The organism is Pseudidiomarina insulisalsae, assembly GCF_003987065.1.
Lineage (GTDB): Bacteria > Pseudomonadota > Gammaproteobacteria > Enterobacterales > Alteromonadaceae > Pseudidiomarina > Pseudidiomarina insulisalsae.
On the sequence record NZ_PIPY01000008.1, the window covers coordinates 71282 to 88371 of the forward strand.

Genomic DNA, 17090 nt, shown 5'->3' on the forward strand with positions numbered 1-17090 from the left:
TGGCCACTAGTTTACCACGGCTGCATGCGAAAAAGCAGTGCTTAAAGACCATACAAGCGGTACTGTTCGATGTAAGTAGCGACGTTTACGGGCACTTTTTCGCGCCAGTCTTTATTTTCGGCGATGGCTTCGCGTAAAGCGGTGGCTGAAATCGCGACATCCGGTGTTTCCAGTAGCAGAATCTGCCCCTGGCGGTGCTGATGAAACTGGCTCAGCGCGTCGCAGCCATGCTGATGATAGAGCGCCTCTACGGCAGGGGACCAGGGCGTATCCTGATCAGCGCGACGCATGACGGCGAGATTGGCAACTTCGGTGAGTTGCTGCCAGCCATACCAGGTGTCGAGTTTGGCAAAGGCATCATTGCCCAATAAGAAGGTGATGTTGTCGTCGGGCCAGCGGCGACGCATTTCCTGTAGCGTCAATAAGCTGTAAGACGGGCCATCGCGCCGCAATTCACAGTCATCGGGCAGTACGCCCGGGCATTCAGCAAACGCCAGTTTCACCATGGCCAGACGTTGCCCGGCGCTGGCACCCGGATAATCGCGGTGGGGCGGCTGCGCGCTCGGTACTACATGCATCTGGTTGGCTTCAAGTTCGGCAAAAGCAGCCAGCGATGTGGTCACATGACCATTATGGATTGGGTCGAAGGTGCCACCAAAAATTACGCGTAACATGAGCTGATAAAGTCGGGTTCCTGTGCTGGTGCACAAAGCAACACAATGATATGACAGTAGAGGGTGGCAAGATCTTCCCCCGAGTCGCGCTTAAAGGCATATTCCAGCCTTACCAGCAGGCGACTAAGGCGGGCGAGGTGAGCAGCGCTCACACGTTTGGCAAACGCCTGGTAGGCGGCCTCCTGACTACGCCAGATGCCCAGCTGCGCATAATCCCGCAGTTGCAGGCGACCTTGTTGCAGCCGCTCAAGCTTTTCCAGCTCGCGCTGTAACATCCAGTTCAGAATGGCCGTCTCGGCTTCTTCTTCCAGCAAGCGCTGTAAGCGTTTTAATGCGCTTTTTAGATCACCCGCCAGAATTGCTTCCTGTAACGCAAATACGCTGAACCGGCTTTGGTCCTGTGCGGCGTCGGTGACCACCGCAGGTGTCAGCGGCTGTGGCATATCCATTAACGCAAGTTTTTGCAATTCCTGATCAAGCGCCAGTAAATTGCCCTCAAACCAGTCGGCTAACAGCTGGGTTGCCTCGCTGGTCAGCGACAATTCATAGCGCTGGCTACGTTGTTGAATGAAAGCAGGCAGTTGGCGGCGCTCAGGACTATTGGCCTGCACCACCGGACCGGCCTGCTGCAACAACTGAAACCATTTGGCTTTTTGTTGTTCCTGTTTCAGTTTTGGTCCGGTAATGACTAAAATCTGGTCCTCAGGCAACTCGGCGCAGTAACGCTTGAGCGCTTCGGCACCGTCGCGTCCGGGTTTGGCTTCAGGTAACTCGAGTTCCATCAGGCGCAGGCTGGAAAACAAGCCAAGGTTGGCACTTTGCTGCTGCAACTGGCTCCAGTCGAACTGACTGTCCTGCATCAAACGCTGGCGCTCATCGATGCCTTGCTGGCGTGCCTGCTGGCGAATCAACTGTAAAGCGTCATCGACCAGCAGGGGGGTATCACCAAACACGCAGAGCAATGCCGGCAAGCCATGGCGTTGCAGATGATTGGCGAGTTCACCCAGTTGCATCGTTAATTCTCCGCAAGTTGCGCAATCACCTGGCGCAGCATACGTTGTGCGGCTTGCTCACGCATTTCAGCGACCAACAGTTCACGTTCGCGAGTTTTTGCCAGGGCGAAATTCGGGTCATCCTGATAATCACGGAATACTTCAACCTGCAGGTTGCGCGTCGCGCCATTACGTTTAATAAGCCGGTAGTCGACGGTATAAATCAGTTCATATTCCGCCACCTGACCGCTGGCCGATAAGCTCAGGGTGCGACGGCTAAGACGATCGCCGAGAATGTCGATGCGTACGACATCACCCTGTTCCACCAGCTCAGCGCCTGCCAGAGTAAAGCGCTGGCGCGCCTGCTCAGCGAATTCACTGAACTGTGGCGCATTAATCGCCACTCGCTCCAGATCAGCCGGCAGTTGATAGCTGCCGCGCAACTGAAAACCACAGCCGCTCAGCGCGAGCGTCAGCCAGAATACCGCCAGGACAAGCGCTAGTCTACGCATCTTAGTTGGCCACAATGTTAACCAGTTTTCCTGGTACATAGATTTGTTTGCGAATGGTCTTGTCGCCGATAAAGCGTTGCACGTTTTCGTCTGCTACCGCTGCGGTAATGACGGCATCCTGCTGGGCATCAGCTGGCACTGTAATTTTGCCGCGGACTTTACCATTGACCTGCACCACCACCAGAATATTGCTCGCCACCAGCGCTGTGCTGTCTACTTCGGGCCAGTCAGCGAAGGTAATATCGCTGTCATGACCGAGTTGCTGCCATAACACCTCGCTCAGATGTGGCGTGACCGGGGCCAGCATGCGTACCACCGCCTCAAGGGCTTCGCGCATAATGCCGCGGTCGGCAGGACTGTCTAAATTGGCTTTTTGCAGTTTGTTTAACAGCTCCATGACCGCAGCAATCGCGGTATTAAAGTTTTGCCGACGGCCCATATCATCCGTCACTTTTTCAATGGTGCGGTGCACTTCACGACGCAGTTCTTCCTGATCCGGGTTCAGTTGACTGAAGTCAGAGCTGTGCTCCTGTTCAGCGACCTCGCTATAGTCAGCGACCAGACGCCAGACCCGACGTAAGAAGCGCTGTGCGCCCTCCACCCCAGAGTCCGACCATTCTAACGTTGCCTCCGGCGGGGCGGCAAACATCATAAACAGGCGAACGGTGTCAGCGCCGTATTTGTCGATCATGACTTGTGGGTCAATACCGTTATTTTTCGATTTCGACATCTTGGTCATGCCGCCGTAACTGACTTCTTCGCCATCGGTTTTCAGAATAGCTTTGACGATCTGACCTTTGCTGTCGCGCTCGACAATCTCGACGTCAAGCGGTGAGTACCAGGTGATTTTGCCGTCAGCCGCTTCGCGATAGTAGCTGTCAGCAAGGACCATGCCCTGGGTCAACAAGCGTTTAAATGGCTCATCGGAATTCACCAGGCCGGTATCACGCAGTAGTTTGTGGAAGAACCGCGCGTACAGCAAATGCAGAATCGCATGCTCAATACCGCCAATATACTGATCCACCGGTAGCCAGTAGTTGGCCTGCTCGGGGTTAAGCATGCCTTCATCATAATTCGCGCTGCAGTAACGCGCGTAGTACCAGGACGACTCCATAAAGGTGTCAAAGGTATCGGTTTCATGCTCTGCCGGCTGGCCGTTATAAGTGGTTTTCCGCCACTCCGGATCTGCCTTAATCGGTGACTGGGTGCCATCCATTACCACGTCTTCTGGCAGGGTTACCGGCAGTTGATTTTCGGGAACAGGAACTGAGCTGCCATCGGCCAGATTCAGCATCGGAATGGGGGTGCCCCAGTAGCGCTGGCGCGACACGCCCCAGTCACGCAAGCGGTAATTAACCTGACGGCGGCCAATACCCTGACGCGCCAGTTCATCTGCAATCGCATCAAAGGCGTCAGCACTGGTCATGTCGCTGTAGGGACCGGAGTTGATGGTCATGCCCTTCGCGGTAATGGCGCCGCTACTGATATCATGCTCACCGTCGACGGGGTCAATGACCACGTTAATCGGTAGCTGATATGTGGTAGCAAACTCCCAGTCGCGCTGATCGTGTGCCGGAACGGCCATGACCGCGCCTGAGCCGTAATCCATCAGGACGAAATTGGCGACCCAAATGGGTAACTGCTCGCCGGTCAGCGGGTGCGTGGCATAAAAGCCTGTGGCCATACCTTTTTTCTCGATAGTCGCCAGCTCAGCTTCCGCCATCTTGGTGTTCTGAATACTTTCGATAAACGCTGCCAGTTCAGGTTTATTAGCTGCAGCCTCCTGTGCCAGCGGATGCTGTGCCGCCACGGCCATGTAAGTCACGCCGTACAATGTATCTGGACGGGTCGTGTAAACTGTCAGCGGCTTATCGTGATCGACGACGGAAAAGTCAATTTCTACGCCCTCGGAGCGGCCAATCCAGTTGCGCTGCATGGTTTTCACCTGCTCCGGCCAGCCCTCCAGTTGCTCCAGATCATCAAGCAATTCGTCAGCGTATGCGGTAATTTTAATAAACCACTGCGGAATTTCTTTTTGGATAACTTTCGCGCCTGAGCGCCAGCCGCGGCCGTCAATGACTTGTTCATTGGCAAGTACCGTATTGTCGACCGGATCCCAGTTCACCGTGGCGTTTTTCTTGTAAACCAGACCTTTTTCGTACAGCTTGGTGAAGAACCACTGTTCCCAGCGGTAATAGTCAGGGCGACAGGTCGCGACTTCACGCGACCAGTCATAGCCAAAGCCTAACGACTTCAGCTGGTTGCGCATGTAATCGATATTTTGATAAGTCCACTTTGCCGGTGCGGTTTTATTTGCCACCGCAGCATTCTCAGCAGGCAGGCCAAAGGCGTCCCATCCCATCGGTTGGAGCACGTTCTTACCCTGCATACGCTGATAACGGGCGACCACGTCACCCAGGGTATAATTGCGAACGTGGCCCATGTGCAGCTTGCCACTGGGGTAGGGGAACATTGAAAGGCAGTAAAACTTTTCTTTACCTGGCTGTTCAGTGACTTCAAAAACCTTGTCGTTTTCCCAACGTTGCTGAACGGCGGTTTCAATTTGCGCTGGATCGTAATTATCCTGCATCATCTTTGACATCTGAGAATCCATTTAATCGGCGGCGAAAAATAAACGCGAACTTACAGTGCGAACCACATCAATAACATAACTACGATACCGGCGAGGCCGAAAAAGCCGTATTCCCAACGCTCGCGTTGCTCACTGTCGCGATCTTCCGGATTACGGTGAAAAAGGAACATGCCAAGACTTGAAACGCCTAACGCACCCGAGGCAGTTAGCACGGCAAAAAGAATAGCAGCCAGGATATTTTCCATAATGTGTTCTCACTCTGAATGAATAGACCCGAAAATTACGTACAGTTTACTGATTTTAACGGCGAATGACTACGGCTAATGCGCCACCGAACAGGATCAAAAGTGCCAGCGCCCAGGCGCCCCAGTGACCCCACAGCGCATAAGGAGTGATGCCTTGCACCAAAGGGACCTCAGCGGATAGTGTCGTTGCGGTAAATTGCGGCGCGCGCGCCAGCCAGCGGCCCTGCGCGTCGGTGATACCGGTAATGCCGCTGTTGGTCGCGCGAATTAATGGCCGTGCAAGTTCGATGGCACGCATGCGGGCAATTTGCATGTGTTGCGCCGGACCGTGAGAGCGGCCGAACCAGGTATCGTTGCTGACAGTAAGTAAAAAATCAGTCGCCGGAGTGAAATTGGCCCAGACCTGTTGTGGAAAGGCTATCTCATAACAGATGGCGGTCGTGAATTGCCAGCCATGGGCGCGCAGCGGTGCCTGCACGTAGTCACCGCGGCTGAACGATGACATGGGTAAATTAAATAAAGGCGCTAACGGACGCATTAAGTCGCCAAAAGGTACGAATTCGCCAATCGGCAGCAACTGATGTTTGCGAAAGCGGTTGCTATGGCCATGGTGGTAGGGTTCTTCGACGCCGGTGCTACCGTCCTGCCCCAGCGCAATAACTGAGTTGTAATAGTCACTGCCCTCGATATCGATAATACCGGTAATCAGTCCGGTCTCGGTTTCGACCATTTCATCGTGAATAATTGCCAGAATATCATCGGTATAAGGCTCGGGCATGGTAACCGCCGACTCAGGCCAGACAATGACATCATGCGCATTGTATAACTGACGGGTCAGATCCAGGTATTGGTTCAGGTTTGGCCAATGCTGGTCAGGATCCCATTTAATCGACTGGCTAATATTGCCCTGGACAATGCCTATTTTAGCTTTCTCACCAGTGGTGGAAACGGCATTGAGCTGGCTTAACAGCAGCGGCAACAGTAGTAAACCGGCAATTACAGTAGGGGGCTGCCAGCTACGGCGTTCGATAAAGCGTACGGTCAGCAGTGCGATGGTGATGAGCACCAGTCCAAGGCCGGTTCCGCCAAACCAGGTGGCATAGCCGCTCAGCCAGTTATCGGTCTGGGTATAGCCCAAATCAAGCCAGGGGAAGCCGGTCAGTAACCACCCCCGTAAACTCTCAGCAATCAGCCAGGTCAGCGGCAGACTCCAGTAGGCGAGGGGATGCACGCGCGTAGCGAGCCAGCGCCAGAGAAACAGCGCAAGTGCCGGAAACAAACTCAGATAGGCAAACAATAACAACAGAATAGCGACCGAGGCGATGGGATGCAGTCCGCCAAAGGTATCAATGCTAACGTAGATCCAGCTTAAGCCAGCGGCGAACCAACCCAGGCCGAAATAATAGCCCAGGCGCCAGGCATTGGCCGGCGTCTTCTGACGGGTAAGCCAGATCAGCGCTGGTAGAACAATGAAAGGCAACCAGGCCTGCGCAAAGGGCGCGTAGCTAAAGACCAGCAACGCGCCGAGCACAAGACAGGCAATACGGCTCAGAGCCGCTTGCCAGCGCCGTTTACTTACCGGCATGGTTAGCTTTCCGCTTCGTCGACCGCCGGTACTTCAGGGAAGCTTACCTGCAGCTGCTGGATGCGCCGCTTATCGGCGCCGGTCACTTTAAAGTTAATACCGCCAATGGCAATTTCTTCACCTGGCTTTGGCAGATGGCCAAAGCCGTGCGCGACCATGCCGCCAATGGTGTCGTATTCCTCGTCACCAAACTGGGTATCAAAATAGTCGTTAAAGTCTTCGATGGTGGTGAGGGCTTTTACCGAATAGCGGGACTTATTAATCCGGCGGATATCGGCTTTGGTGTCCTCGGTGTAGTCGGTTTCATCTTCAATTTCACCGACAATCTCTTCCAGAATATCTTCAATCGTCACCAGACCTGAGACGCCGCCGTATTCATCGACAACGATGGCCATGTGGTAACGTTGTGAACGGAATTCTTTGAGCAGCACATCAACGCGTTTGCCTTCCGGTACAATCACGGCCGGGCGAATTACCTTGGTCAGCGCGAATTCATCATCGGTCATGCCAAAGCCATAGGCCAGCAGGTCCTTAGCCAGCAAAATACCTTCAACATGGTCCTTGTTTTCACTGATGACCGGGTAGCGGCTGTGCTGGGCATCAATGACAATGGACAGAAACTCATCGACTTTCTGATTGATATCAATGGTTACCATCTGTGAACGCGGCACCATAATGTCCCGGACTTTGAGTTCGGCGACATCAAGCACGCCCTCAATCATTTCTTTAGTGTCGTTATCGATCAGATCGCGCTCTTCGGCGTCCTGAATTAAATCGACGAGTTCTTCACGGCTGTTCGGCTCTCCGGTAAATAGCTGCAACAGTTTGGTTGCCCACGATTTACTCGCAGAACCGCTGGTAGAGTGGGGATGGTCATCGCTCATTAGCTGGTTTTGCTCCGTTTAGTCACCAACTTCGGCATAAGGATCAGCAAACCCTAAGCCGGATAAAATGCTTGTCTCGAGGCGTTCCATCTGGTCTGCCTCGGCATCTTCAATATGGTCATAACCTAGCAAATGCAAGGTTCCATGTACAATCATATGTGCCCAGTGGGCATGTTCTGTTTTGCCCTGTTCCTGTGCCTCTTTTGCCACCACCGGGGCGCAGACAATAAGATCACCCAACAAGGTAACCGGCATTGGAACAGGGGCTGTAAAAGGAAACGATAGCACATTCGTGGCGTAATCGCGCTCACGATAGGCAAGATTCAATTCGCGGCCTTCCTCTTCGTCAACAATACGCACGGTGAGTTCTGCCGCACCTTGTTGGCACTGATGGCCGGCCAGTGCTGCCGCAACCCAACGTTCAATATCCTCTTGGGTAGGTAATCGTGTGGCAGCAGAGGCGATTTGCAGATCGACGGTCAGCTCGTTCATGCGCGGGTGTCGAAATCTTCGTAGGCCTGCACAATGCGCTGCACCACAGGGTGTCGCACGACATCGCCAGCCTGGAAAAAAGTAAAGCTGATGTCGTTCACATCGCGCAAGACTTCAATAACATGGCGCAGACCTGATTTTTGTCCGCGCGGCAGGTCCACCTGGGTGATATCGCCGGTGATGACCGCGCGCGAATTAAAGCCAATACGGGTCAGGAACATTTTCATTTGTTCGCAGGTCGTGTTCTGGCTTTCATCGAGAATAATAAAGGCATCATTCAGGGTGCGTCCGCGCATGTAAGCCAGCGGGGCTACCTCTATCACGTTGCGCTCAATCAGCTTCTCTACCCGTTCAAAGCCGAGCATTTCAAATAGCGCGTCATAAAGAGGACGTAAATAGGGGTCGACTTTCTGTGCCAGGTCACCTGGCAAAAAGCCGAGTTTCTCGCCAGCTTCAACAGCCGGACGGGTCAGCAAAATACGGCGAATTTCCTGACGCTCCAGGGCATCGACGGCGCAGGCAACCGCAAGATAGGTCTTGCCCGTACCTGCAGGCCCCACACCGAAATTCACATCATGGCTTAAAATGGCGCGGACGTACTCTGCCTGGTTATGATTACGTGGTTTGATCATGCCACGCTTGGTTTTAATGTGCGTCATCTTCTCTGCCGCCGGGTCGCCTTTGCCTTGCTCCAGCACGTTTGCCTGCTGAATTGCCAGATGCACCTGTTGGGGCTCAATTTCGCCCGGTTGGCCTTTGACAGTGGCAGTTTCGACATAGAGTTCGCGCAATAGTTTGGCCGCTGCTTTGACGGTGTGCTCGGGGCCAATCAGACGAAAGGCTTCGTTGCGGTAGGTAATTTCAATGCCAAGGCGCCGTTCAATGTGTTTCAGATTCTCATCGAACGGCCCGCAGAGTTCGGCCAGACGCCGGCTGTCGGCCGGCTCCAATTCAATATCAAGTGTCGTGAGCTGTGGACTCAAATGAACCTCTTTGTGTTACGACTGCTGTGGCGGAATGAAATTTGCCACACCCAACTCATCGGGTTGGGTTTTCGACTGACGCGCGAGAATGGTTTGTGGTGCGGTATCCACCCGTAAGCCCATTTCATCTTCGACGCGAATCACTTCGCCACGCAGTGAGTTTGCAAAAACATCGGTAATCGCCACGTCGACAAATTTGCCAATCATACGTGGGTCACCCATAAAGTTAACCACCCGGTTGTTCTCGGTACGACCGCTCATTTCCATCGGGTCTTTCTTTGATGGTCCAGTCACCAGAATGCGCTGTTCGGTGCCCAGCATGCGCCGTGCGTGATTATGGGCCTGCTGATTCAACCGTTGCTGCAGTATATGTAGGCGCTGCTTTTTCACTTCTTCGCTGACATCGTCTGGCAGATCAGCTGCCGGCGTGCCCGGACGCGCGCTGTAAATAAAGCTGAAGCTCAAGTCGAAGTCGACTGCCTGAATAAGATCCATGGTGGCTTCAAAATCGGCGTCGGTTTCACCAGGGAAGCCAATAATAAAGTCTGACGACATGGCAATCTCAGGACGAATTTTCTTCAGCTTACGGATCTGACTCTTATACTCCAATGCCGTGTGGCCGCGCTTCATCAGCGTCAATACGCGGTCAGAGCCACTTTGCACCGGCAGGTGCAGGTGATTCACCAGCTCTGGAATCGTGGCATAGGCTTCAATAATGTCGTCGGTAAATTCAACCGGATGCGAGGTGGTGTAACGAATGCGATCAATGCCATCAATGGCAGCAATCAGGTGCAGCAATTCGGAAAAACGACAAATAGAGCCGTCAAAGTGTTCACCACGGAACGCATTCACGTTTTGTCCCAATAGGTTGACCTCACGCACACCTTGCTCAGCCAGTTGCGCCACTTCATACAGCACATCATCGACCGGGCGGCTGACTTCTTCACCACGAGTATACGGCACGACACAGAAAGTGCAGTACTTACTGCAGCCTTCCATAATTGAAACGAATGCCGTGGGGCCTTCTGCTTTTGGCTCAGGCAAACGGTCGAACTTTTCAATTTCCGGAAACGAAATATCGACCATTGGTGTGTGGTGAGTTTGTACCTGTTTCACCATTTCCGGCAGGCGGTGCAACGTTTGCGGACCGAAGACGATATCGACAAAAGGCGCGCGACTGCGAATGTGATCACCTTCTTGAGAGGCCACACAACCACCGACACCAATCACCAGCTCAGGCTTATGATCTTTTAAGGTTTTCCAACGACCAAGTTGATGGAACACTTTCTCTTGTGCTTTTTCGCGAATCGAACAGGTATTGAGCAGGATCAAATCAGCATCTTCTGGCTCTTCTGCGACTTCATAGCCATGGGTTGCCTTCAGCAGATCAGCCATTTTAGCTGAGTCGTACTCATTCATCTGGCAGCCCCAAGTTTTGATGTATAACTTCTTGCTCATAAATTCGTTGCGCTCACTTGCGTTGGTGTATTTCAAAAGGGCCATTATTTTAGCCTGTTCTTTGCTCAACTGCCAACTTTGCCGCTTGTTTCTGCCTTGCGACGGGTGCGAATTGCCAAATAACCGGCGACGGTAATGATCGCAGCCCCTGAGATCATGTGCCAGGTAATCGCTTCATCCCAGAACCAGTAGCCCATAAGCGCGGCAAAAATAACTGAACTGTAAGTAAAAACACCGACGCGGGCTGCTGGCGCCAAAGAAAATGCCTTGGTCATGCCCAATTGTCCGCCGACCGCCAGTAACCCCATGACCAGTATGCCAAACCAATGTGCGGCAGCAATGGGTGAGCCGAGCCAGAACAGCGGTATTGCAGAGAGTAGTGTTGATAATGCGGAAAAATAAAATACTATTTTGCTGGACGATTCGGTCGCCGACATCTGCCTGATCAAGGTTTTGGTAAACGCCGCAAGACAGGCGGCAATGAAGGCTACGCCGACCACCGGTGACAAGCTGGTGGCGAATGGATTGAGAAAAATAAATACGCCAATAAAACCGATCGCGATTGCCAGCCAGGTCTGTGGCAGCACCGCTTCGGCAAAGGCAAAACGGCCAATAATTGGAATCAGAAAGGGCGACAGCAGCAACACCAGCGTCGCCTGCGCTAAAGGAATATGGGCAATGGCATAGAAAAACAGGTACATAGCCGCCAGTCCGGCGAGACCGCGGCTCAAATGAAATCCCCAGGCTTTGGTTTTGAATGCACTTGGGCCTTTGCGCCACAACCACGGCAATAAAACGACAAAGGCCATTAAATTACGGAAAAATACCAATTGCTCCGAGGGCACATCAGTGCTCAGGTATTTCACCAATGCGCTAACACCCGCAAAGCAAAGTTCGGCCGCTAATACCAGTAGCGAAGCAATAACCACAGTACGTTGAGGAGTTTCCATAAGGGCCTGTTGGAAGGGTAAAACAAGTAGGCACTATCTTATCATGTTCTGCAAATGACTACTTAGCGCTGTTTTTACCCGTGCTAGAGTATCTTCTTAAGGTAAGATTTTTTATTATGCTGAAAACCAACGACATACTGGAAGATATTATGCATGTGGTTATCGTAGGGGGCGGTCTGGTAGGCGCAAGTGCAGCGGTCGCCGCCGTTCGCGACGGACATCAGGTCACCTTGCTCGAACTCGGGCAGTCACCGGATCAAACGCCAGCGAGCGAAAGTTGGGATCTGCGTATTTCATCGGTGCACGACAACAACGTGGACTGGCTTGCCAGCCTGGGCGTCTGGCACGCTGTAAACCGCGCAAGGTTCTTTGACTACCAGGCGTTAAGCGTCACCACCCGCGACCGCCAGACGGTCGAATTTGAGGCGTCAGAAGTCGGCGCTGAACGCTTAGGCGTCATGGTTGAAAACGACGCATTAATCCGCGCGTGCTGGCAGGTACTGCGCACCAGCCCACAGGTAAACCTGCTGGCGCAATGCCAGGTAACCTCTTATCAGCTGGGGTCACAGCAATTAGTGCTTAGCGACGGACAAACACTGGCTTATGACTTACTTATAGGTGCCGATGGTACCCATTCGCAAGTCGCCAAAGCTGCAGGTATTGGCATGCGCGGCTGGGACTACGATATGCGCTGCTTGCTTGCTATCGCCGATGTCGAACAACCGTTACCCGCCAAAACCTGGGAAATTTTTCGCGCCGAGGGGCCTTATGCTTTATTGCCCCTGGGCAAGCATCTTGCATGTTTGATCGACTATCGCGCCGAACAGACCTGGCGCGGTGCCGACGACAGTGTTATAGCCGATGAGTTGCAACAGACGTTCACGCCTCACATTGGCGATTTTCGTTTACAAAAGTCAGCGAGCTTTCCGTTGCGCCGGCAACGTGCCTTGCGTTATACAGATGGCCATCATGTGGCTTTAGTGGGGGATGCGGCACACAGTATTCATCCTTTAGCCGGTCAGGGCGTGAACCTTGGCTTTGTCGACGTGCAGTGCTTATTGACTGAACTTGGTCAAAAGCCTGTCGCTGACGCCTTATTGGCGTACGAGCGACAACAAATGAAAACTAATCAACAAATGATGCGTATGATGGATGCCATTCATGTCGGTTTTCGTAGTCGGCACCTGTTCAGCCGGCTCGCAGTAGCGGTTGGATTAGGAGCAGTGGCTAACGTCGCGCCGCTCAAACGACAGATTATTCAAGCTGCGATGGGAAGGACAAAATGAGTCAAAAACTTGCATGGGTCATGATCAGTGGCCTGCTGTTGAGCGGCTGCTCCGCCGCAGGCTGGTATTACAGCTGGCAGGATGAGAGGCTCGAACGCTGTCGTGAACTGCACTCGGAAAGTCAGCGTATGGAGTGCGAGCGACGCGCGACAGAAAGCTATGAAGAGTATCAGCGAAAACGTCAGCAAGTACTGAAAGATGCTGAAAAGAAGACATAAAAAAACCGCCAGCTGGCGGTTCTTTTTTTGCGTTGTTGCATTCACCATCGTAAAGATGGTGCGGAGGGGGGGACTTGAACCCCCACGAGCTTTCGCTCACTAGCACCTGAAGCTAGCGCGTCTACCAATTCCGCCACCCCCGCAACAAGCAAGGGAAAGAGTGGCTGGGGTACCAGGATTTGAACCTGGGAATGGCGGGATCAAAACCCGCTGCCTTACCGCTTGGCTATACCCCAACTCTCGGTCAAACAGCTTCTAAGTTGGCTGGGGTACCAGGATTTGAACCTGGGAATGGCGGGATCAAAACCCGCTGCCTTACCGCTTGGCTATACCCCAACTCAGGCTTAAAAACTTGCGCTCACCGTGAAAGGTTGGTGCGGACGGAGAGACTTGAACTCTCACGCCGTGAGGCACTGGAACCTAAATCCAGCGTGTCTACCAATTCCACCACGTCCGCCCATGCAATTTGGTTGGTGGCTACGGCGAGATTCGAACTTGCGACCCCAGCATTATGAGTGCTGTGCTCTAACCAGCTGAGCTACGTAGCCATACCAAGATTTTTTTCAAACTGCTCTCGGTGAGTGCGGCGCGTATTATGCAAATCAGGGGCTCAAGCGTCAACCTCTTTTTCGCAAAAAAACGCGTTCTCTGGCGCGATTGCTCAAAAAACCGATACTTTGGCTATTTAATCGCCGCAAGCCCGGACTGCTAAGCCATAACTTGGAATGATTCCATTTAATAAATGATTTAGTGTAATGATTCTGGTACTTCAAGTTGCAACTTTTGCCCTGTTGTTTTATGGTTGAATTTCTACATAAAGGATACAATTTAAAATCAAAACAAAAATAACGCGGTGAAAATTATGAAAATTTTAATAAAATTCATAAATGTTACTTTTGTAATCATGCTAACTGCTCTTGCGGGGGGGGGGAAAGCCAACGCAAACCTAAGCGTTACTCCGTTAACGGATAATTGGGAGTATTGCCTGTCTTGTTCGTCCAACCAACTAATCTCAATAGCACGCTCGTACGGAGAAGATGGTCGAGTTCGCTTTATCGTAAGTAACAATTTTGATTTAACGGTAGTGCGCGTTTCTACGCAACGGCTTAATCTGAACGGTCAGCCTTGTAGCTACGATTGTAGCACCGTTAGATGATGAACTTGCCGCAAGCCAGGAATTAAGAGCTATTGCTGAGCACTACGTTAGCGAGGTAGCTGCACTCCTAGATACAGCTAATGGAATGAATCTGAGTATTAATAACTATTATGATACTTCTACTACCAGTTCAGATCTGTGGGGGTTTCCGGATTCGGCCCATTCTGTAGCAGGAAACGAAGCTGATAAGGCAGCATTCAGGTCCGCAATGAGACAATATCTAGCAGCTAATATAGATGATTATGAAAGCGCTTATATTACATACTGGGTGGACAAAGCAATCTCGAATATTCCTGTGCTCGGTGCTTTTTTCGGTGACTTTTTAACTGGTACTATTACTTGGACGTTCGATGATGGTACGACCTACCAAATTGAAATTACTGGGGCCAGCATCTCTAATGAGCTAACCCCTATATTCGATATTGAACTTATAGATGGGAGTGGCCGTGATATGGGATATCCCATACCTGAAAATGGGGGGTATGATTTAATTACCCCGACAGGGAGCATGGTCGATAGCGGTTATTATGATCGTGCTGTATCAGCCTCAGGGTCAGGCCTCATGCAGTGGATACTAAATAACTTTGAGCAAATTACTGTGTGTACTGGAGAAGCAGGTAACATGACTTGCAGTACAATCTATGTAGCGCGATGAGGAAAGGAATGATGGGAACAATGTTAATTACGCCATTTTTATTTCTATTACTTTCTGGGGTTATTACCGCCTTAATTGCGCAGTTCAGAAAGCTGGGTGCATTCAAGTGGTTCTTTGTCGGGCTGTTGTTACCCTTTGCGTCAATTCTTATCGCACTTTTTTGGCCAGCTCCGCGGTCTGAAAACTTTGGTGGCCACTAATTATTTCAGCTAAGTTTTGGTATTGACAAAACCATCGCCGCAGCGCTCGATACGCCGGAGCGATGGTTTGTCATCCAGGTTCAACAATACCCTATTTATCAATCACCAGGGCAAATCTTCGCCATTACTGTGACGGAAACAGCCGGTGGAATCGAGATCGAGTTCATCGATACGTTTCACCAGGCGACTGGCTGCCTCAGTGGGGCTGATATCGCCGCTATTACCGGTCATATCTGTTTGAACATAGCCAGGATGTAACAACGCCACCGGAATGCCTGCGTCTTTGAAGTCATTGGCGAGTGAGACGCCGGCAGCATTAAGTGCCGCTTTACTCATGCGATAGCCGTACTGACCACCTGAGCCATTGTCACCCATCGAGCCCATACGTGAGGTGATCATGATGACTTTGCTGCCTTTTTTAAGCTGATTGCGCAGCTCGCGCGTCAGACTTAAAGGGCCAATGGCATTGACTTCTACCTGGCGGGCAATCGACTCAGGCGTAAAGCGTTCAAAGTCGTCACCTTCAAGAATACCGGCATTATTGATTAAGATATCGATGGTTTCATCGTGCAAGCGTTCCGCAAGAAGTTTGCGGGCATCGGCTTCGGTCACGTCAATACCGTCAATAATGGCGACGCCCAGATCTTCAAGCTCCGGCGAGGGTTGCCGACAGACGGCGGTCACCTGTGCGCCTCGTTGATGAAACTGCTTGGCCAACTCCAAGCCGATACCGCGGTTGGCGCCGGTGATCACGACATGTTCGTTGCTCATTTAGTGCTCCTTATTAATCTGAAGTTCCGGGGATGCCCCCGTGAGTAAGTTTTTGCGGATCTAACAAACGCTCAAGTTCATCGCGCTTGAGGTCAGTCATTTCTTCGGCCACATCGATAATGGGCCGCTGCTCCTGATAGGCACGTTTGGCAATTTTTGCCGCCTCGTTGTAGCCAATGACAGAATTGAGTGCGGTGACCAGAATCGGATTGCGCGCCAGCGCCTCCTGCAAGCGGTCATGTTTCACCGTAAAGTCGGCAATGGCCTGATCAGCCAGCGCATTCATGGCGTTGGCGCTGACTTCAATCGACTCAATCAGGTGATAGGCTACCAATGGCAACATCACATTGAGCTGAAAATTACCTTGCTGGGCGGCGGTAGCGACGCTCTGGTAACTACCAGCGACATGTGCTGCCACCATGGCGACTGCTTCGGGAATGACCGGATTGACCTTGCCGGGCATGATACTGCTGCCAGGTTGCAAAGCAGTGAGCTCAATTTCGCCCAGACCCGCCAGCGGGCCGCTGTTCATCCAGCGTAAATCGTTACTTATCTTCATTAACACTGCCGCGCAACTGTTCAGGGCTCCGGCAAGCTGCAGGCTTAGTTCCTGACCGGCAATACCGGCAAAGGGATTGTCGGCCGGATGAAAATGTTGCTCGGTGCGCTCACTAAGTGCCTCGCAGAACCTGGCGCGAAACTCCACTGGCGCATTAATGCCGGTACCGACGGCGGTGCCGCCCTGCGGAAGTTCGCGTAAGCGCTCACAAACGTCATTAACGTTGGCCTGACAGTGATGCAATTGCGTTCCCCAAGCGCGCAATTCCTGCGCCATGGTGATCGGCATCGCGTCCATCAGATGAGTGCGACCGGTTTTTACAACCTCTTCAAGGCTTTGTGCCTTACTTTCAATGGTACGTTGCAAATGCACAATGGCCGGCAACCAGATGTCATGCAATGCCAGCACGCAACTGACCTGGATACTGGTTGGAATGACATCATTACTGCTTTGGCTGCAATTAACATGATCATTCGGATGGACGTTCGGGCCGCTGGCGCGTTTGACGGATTCAGCAAGTACCTCATTCATATTCATATTGGTACTTGTGCCGGAGCCAGTCTGAAAGATATCCAGCGGGAAATGACTCATATCGGGATGGTTCGCAAAGGCATCGGCGGCTTTGACGATGGCCCGGGCTTGCTCGTTCGTCAGTAAGTCCAGTTCGGCATTGGCTTCTGCGGCCGCAGCTTTAATGTGGGCGAGTGCACTGATCGTGCGTGCCGGGAAATGCAATTGACTCAGCTGGAAATTTTGTCGTGCGCGCTCGGTCTGAGCGCGCCAGAGTGCATCTGCTGGTACGTCGATCTCTCCCATGCTATCTTTTTCGGTACGGACGTTTTTCGACATAGCTGACTCCTCTTTGATCTTGCCCTGT

Annotated in this window: 17 protein-coding genes and 5 tRNA genes; 4 read left to right on the plus strand and 18 right to left on the minus strand. The window is 52.2% G+C overall.

Annotated features, from left to right (window positions below; translation table 11 throughout):
- Positions 1-41: 41 nt before the first annotated feature.
- The 11 genes from nadD to CWI71_RS08525 all read right to left on the minus strand — a co-directional run bounded on the left by nadD (position 42) and on the right by CWI71_RS08525 (position 11368).
- Positions 42-674: a nicotinate-nucleotide adenylyltransferase gene (nadD, locus tag CWI71_RS08475; RefSeq protein ID WP_126754837.1), complete on the minus strand. Its 633-nt coding sequence runs from the start codon at positions 672-674 to the stop codon at positions 42-44.
- Positions 662-1687, minus strand: a complete 1026-nt coding sequence (gene holA, locus CWI71_RS08480) for a DNA polymerase III subunit delta (protein ID WP_126754838.1) — start codon at positions 1685-1687, stop codon at positions 662-664. Before holA ends, nadD begins: the two co-directional genes overlap by 13 nt.
- A 2-nt stretch (positions 1688-1689) precedes the next feature.
- Entirely contained in the window at positions 1690-2178 is a 489-nt protein-coding gene (locus CWI71_RS08485; RefSeq protein ID WP_126754839.1) for an LPS-assembly lipoprotein LptE, read from the minus strand.
- Position 2179: 1 nt separating this feature from the next.
- Complete coding sequence (gene leuS, locus CWI71_RS08490; RefSeq protein ID WP_126754945.1) at positions 2180-4768, minus strand: leucine--tRNA ligase; 2589 nt, start codon at positions 4766-4768, stop codon at positions 2180-2182.
- A gap of 53 nt (positions 4769-4821) precedes the next feature.
- Positions 4822-5016 carry a hypothetical protein gene (locus CWI71_RS08495; protein WP_126754840.1) on the minus strand — a complete coding sequence of 65 codons (195 nt, stop codon included), beginning with the start codon at positions 5014-5016 and terminating at the stop codon, positions 4822-4824.
- Between the two features lie 55 nt (positions 5017-5071).
- Positions 5072-6601: an apolipoprotein N-acyltransferase gene (lnt, locus tag CWI71_RS08500; protein WP_126754841.1), complete on the minus strand. Its 1530-nt coding sequence runs from the start codon at positions 6599-6601 to the stop codon at positions 5072-5074.
- A gap of 2 nt (positions 6602-6603) precedes the next feature.
- Positions 6604-7485, minus strand: coding sequence for a CNNM family magnesium/cobalt transport protein CorC (gene corC, locus CWI71_RS08505; RefSeq protein WP_126754842.1), 882 nt, complete (start codon positions 7483-7485; stop codon positions 6604-6606).
- Between the two features lie 18 nt (positions 7486-7503).
- Positions 7504-7977, minus strand: a complete 474-nt coding sequence (gene ybeY / locus CWI71_RS08510) for an rRNA maturation RNase YbeY (RefSeq protein ID WP_126754843.1) — start codon at positions 7975-7977, stop codon at positions 7504-7506.
- Positions 7974-8960 carry a PhoH family protein gene (locus tag CWI71_RS08515; RefSeq protein WP_126754844.1) on the minus strand — a complete coding sequence of 329 codons (987 nt, stop codon included), beginning with the start codon at positions 8958-8960 and terminating at the stop codon, positions 7974-7976. The genes ybeY and CWI71_RS08515 overlap by 4 nt, the downstream gene beginning before the upstream one ends.
- A gap of 15 nt (positions 8961-8975) precedes the next feature.
- Positions 8976-10418, minus strand: coding sequence for a tRNA (N6-isopentenyl adenosine(37)-C2)-methylthiotransferase MiaB (miaB, locus tag CWI71_RS08520; RefSeq protein WP_126754845.1), 1443 nt, complete (start codon positions 10416-10418; stop codon positions 8976-8978).
- Between the two features lie 65 nt (positions 10419-10483).
- Complete coding sequence (locus CWI71_RS08525; protein ID WP_126754846.1) at positions 10484-11368, minus strand: DMT family transporter; 885 nt, start codon at positions 11366-11368, stop codon at positions 10484-10486.
- Between the two features lie 116 nt (positions 11369-11484).
- Between CWI71_RS08525 and CWI71_RS08530 the strand changes: the two genes are divergently transcribed.
- Positions 11485-12654, plus strand: coding sequence for an FAD-dependent oxidoreductase (locus CWI71_RS08530; RefSeq protein WP_126754847.1), 1170 nt, complete (start codon positions 11485-11487; stop codon positions 12652-12654).
- A complete protein-coding gene (locus CWI71_RS08535) occupies positions 12651-12872 on the plus strand; it encodes a hypothetical protein (protein WP_126754848.1) in 222 nt (73 codons plus the stop codon). The genes CWI71_RS08530 and CWI71_RS08535 overlap by 4 nt, the downstream gene beginning before the upstream one ends.
- A 56-nt stretch (positions 12873-12928) precedes the next feature.
- On the opposite strand, the gene CWI71_RS08540 is transcribed toward CWI71_RS08535, so the two are convergent.
- The 5 genes from CWI71_RS08540 to CWI71_RS08560 all read right to left on the minus strand — a co-directional run bounded on the left by CWI71_RS08540 (position 12929) and on the right by CWI71_RS08560 (position 13420).
- A tRNA-Leu gene (locus tag CWI71_RS08540) sits at positions 12929-13015 on the minus strand.
- Positions 13016-13033: 18 nt separating this feature from the next.
- Positions 13034-13108 (minus strand) — tRNA-Gln (locus CWI71_RS08545).
- 25 nt (positions 13109-13133) lie between these two features.
- Positions 13134-13208 (minus strand) — tRNA-Gln (locus CWI71_RS08550).
- Between the two features lie 36 nt (positions 13209-13244).
- Positions 13245-13329: transfer RNA gene (locus CWI71_RS08555), tRNA-Leu, on the minus strand.
- Positions 13330-13343: 14 nt separating this feature from the next.
- Positions 13344-13420, minus strand: a tRNA-Met gene (locus CWI71_RS08560).
- A gap of 693 nt (positions 13421-14113) precedes the next feature.
- On the opposite strand from CWI71_RS08560, the gene CWI71_RS08565 reads away from it, so the two are divergent.
- Entirely contained in the window at positions 14114-14683 is a 570-nt protein-coding gene (locus tag CWI71_RS08565; protein ID WP_126754849.1) for a hypothetical protein, read from the plus strand.
- Positions 14684-14694: 11 nt separating this feature from the next.
- A complete protein-coding gene (locus tag CWI71_RS08570; protein ID WP_126754850.1) occupies positions 14695-14883 on the plus strand; it encodes a hypothetical protein in 189 nt (62 codons plus the stop codon).
- 102 nt (positions 14884-14985) lie between these two features.
- Here CWI71_RS08570 and CWI71_RS08575 read toward each other — a convergent pair whose 3' ends face one another.
- On the minus strand, positions 14986-15654 hold the full coding sequence (locus CWI71_RS08575; protein WP_126754851.1) for an SDR family oxidoreductase: 669 nt from the start codon (positions 15652-15654) through the stop codon (positions 14986-14988).
- Between the two features lie 13 nt (positions 15655-15667).
- Positions 15668-17062 carry a class II fumarate hydratase gene (locus CWI71_RS08580; protein WP_126754852.1) on the minus strand — a complete coding sequence of 465 codons (1395 nt, stop codon included), beginning with the start codon at positions 17060-17062 and terminating at the stop codon, positions 15668-15670.
- Between the last annotated feature and the right edge of the window lie 28 nt (positions 17063-17090).

Bases quoted from the DNA above. Each gene is read 5' to 3' on its own strand.
- CWI71_RS08495 (WP_126754840.1), bottom strand. From the start codon at position 5,016: ATGGAAAATATCCTGGCTGCTATTCTTTTTGCCGTGCTAACTGCCTCG.
- CWI71_RS08535 (WP_126754848.1), top strand. From the start codon at position 12,651: ATGAGTCAAAAACTTGCATGGGTCATGATCAGTGGCCTGCTGTTGAGC.
- CWI71_RS08565 (WP_126754849.1), top strand. From the start codon at position 14,114: ATGAATCTGAGTATTAATAACTATTATGATACTTCTACTACCAGTTCA.
- ybeY (WP_126754843.1), bottom strand. From the start codon at position 7,977: ATGAACGAGCTGACCGTCGATCTGCAAATCGCCTCTGCTGCCACACGA.
- CWI71_RS08530 (WP_126754847.1), top strand. From the start codon at position 11,485: ATGCTGAAAACCAACGACATACTGGAAGATATTATGCATGTGGTTATC.
- CWI71_RS08525 (WP_126754846.1), bottom strand. From the start codon at position 11,368: ATGGAAACTCCTCAACGTACTGTGGTTATTGCTTCGCTACTGGTATTA.
- CWI71_RS08570 (WP_126754850.1), top strand. From the start codon at position 14,695: ATGGGAACAATGTTAATTACGCCATTTTTATTTCTATTACTTTCTGGG.
- leuS (WP_126754945.1), bottom strand. From the start codon at position 4,768: ATGCAGGATAATTACGATCCAGCGCAAATTGAAACCGCCGTTCAGCAA.
- holA (WP_126754838.1), bottom strand. From the start codon at position 1,687: ATGCAACTGGGTGAACTCGCCAATCATCTGCAACGCCATGGCTTGCCG.
- CWI71_RS08485 (WP_126754839.1), bottom strand. From the start codon at position 2,178: ATGCGTAGACTAGCGCTTGTCCTGGCGGTATTCTGGCTGACGCTCGCG.
- CWI71_RS08580 (WP_126754852.1), bottom strand. From the start codon at position 17,062: ATGTCGAAAAACGTCCGTACCGAAAAAGATAGCATGGGAGAGATCGAC.
- lnt (WP_126754841.1), bottom strand. From the start codon at position 6,601: ATGCCGGTAAGTAAACGGCGCTGGCAAGCGGCTCTGAGCCGTATTGCC.
- corC (WP_126754842.1), bottom strand. From the start codon at position 7,485: ATGAGCGATGACCATCCCCACTCTACCAGCGGTTCTGCGAGTAAATCG.
- miaB (WP_126754845.1), bottom strand. From the start codon at position 10,418: ATGAGCAAGAAGTTATACATCAAAACTTGGGGCTGCCAGATGAATGAG.
- CWI71_RS08575 (WP_126754851.1), bottom strand. From the start codon at position 15,654: ATGAGCAACGAACATGTCGTGATCACCGGCGCCAACCGCGGTATCGGC.
- nadD (WP_126754837.1), bottom strand. From the start codon at position 674: ATGTTACGCGTAATTTTTGGTGGCACCTTCGACCCAATCCATAATGGT.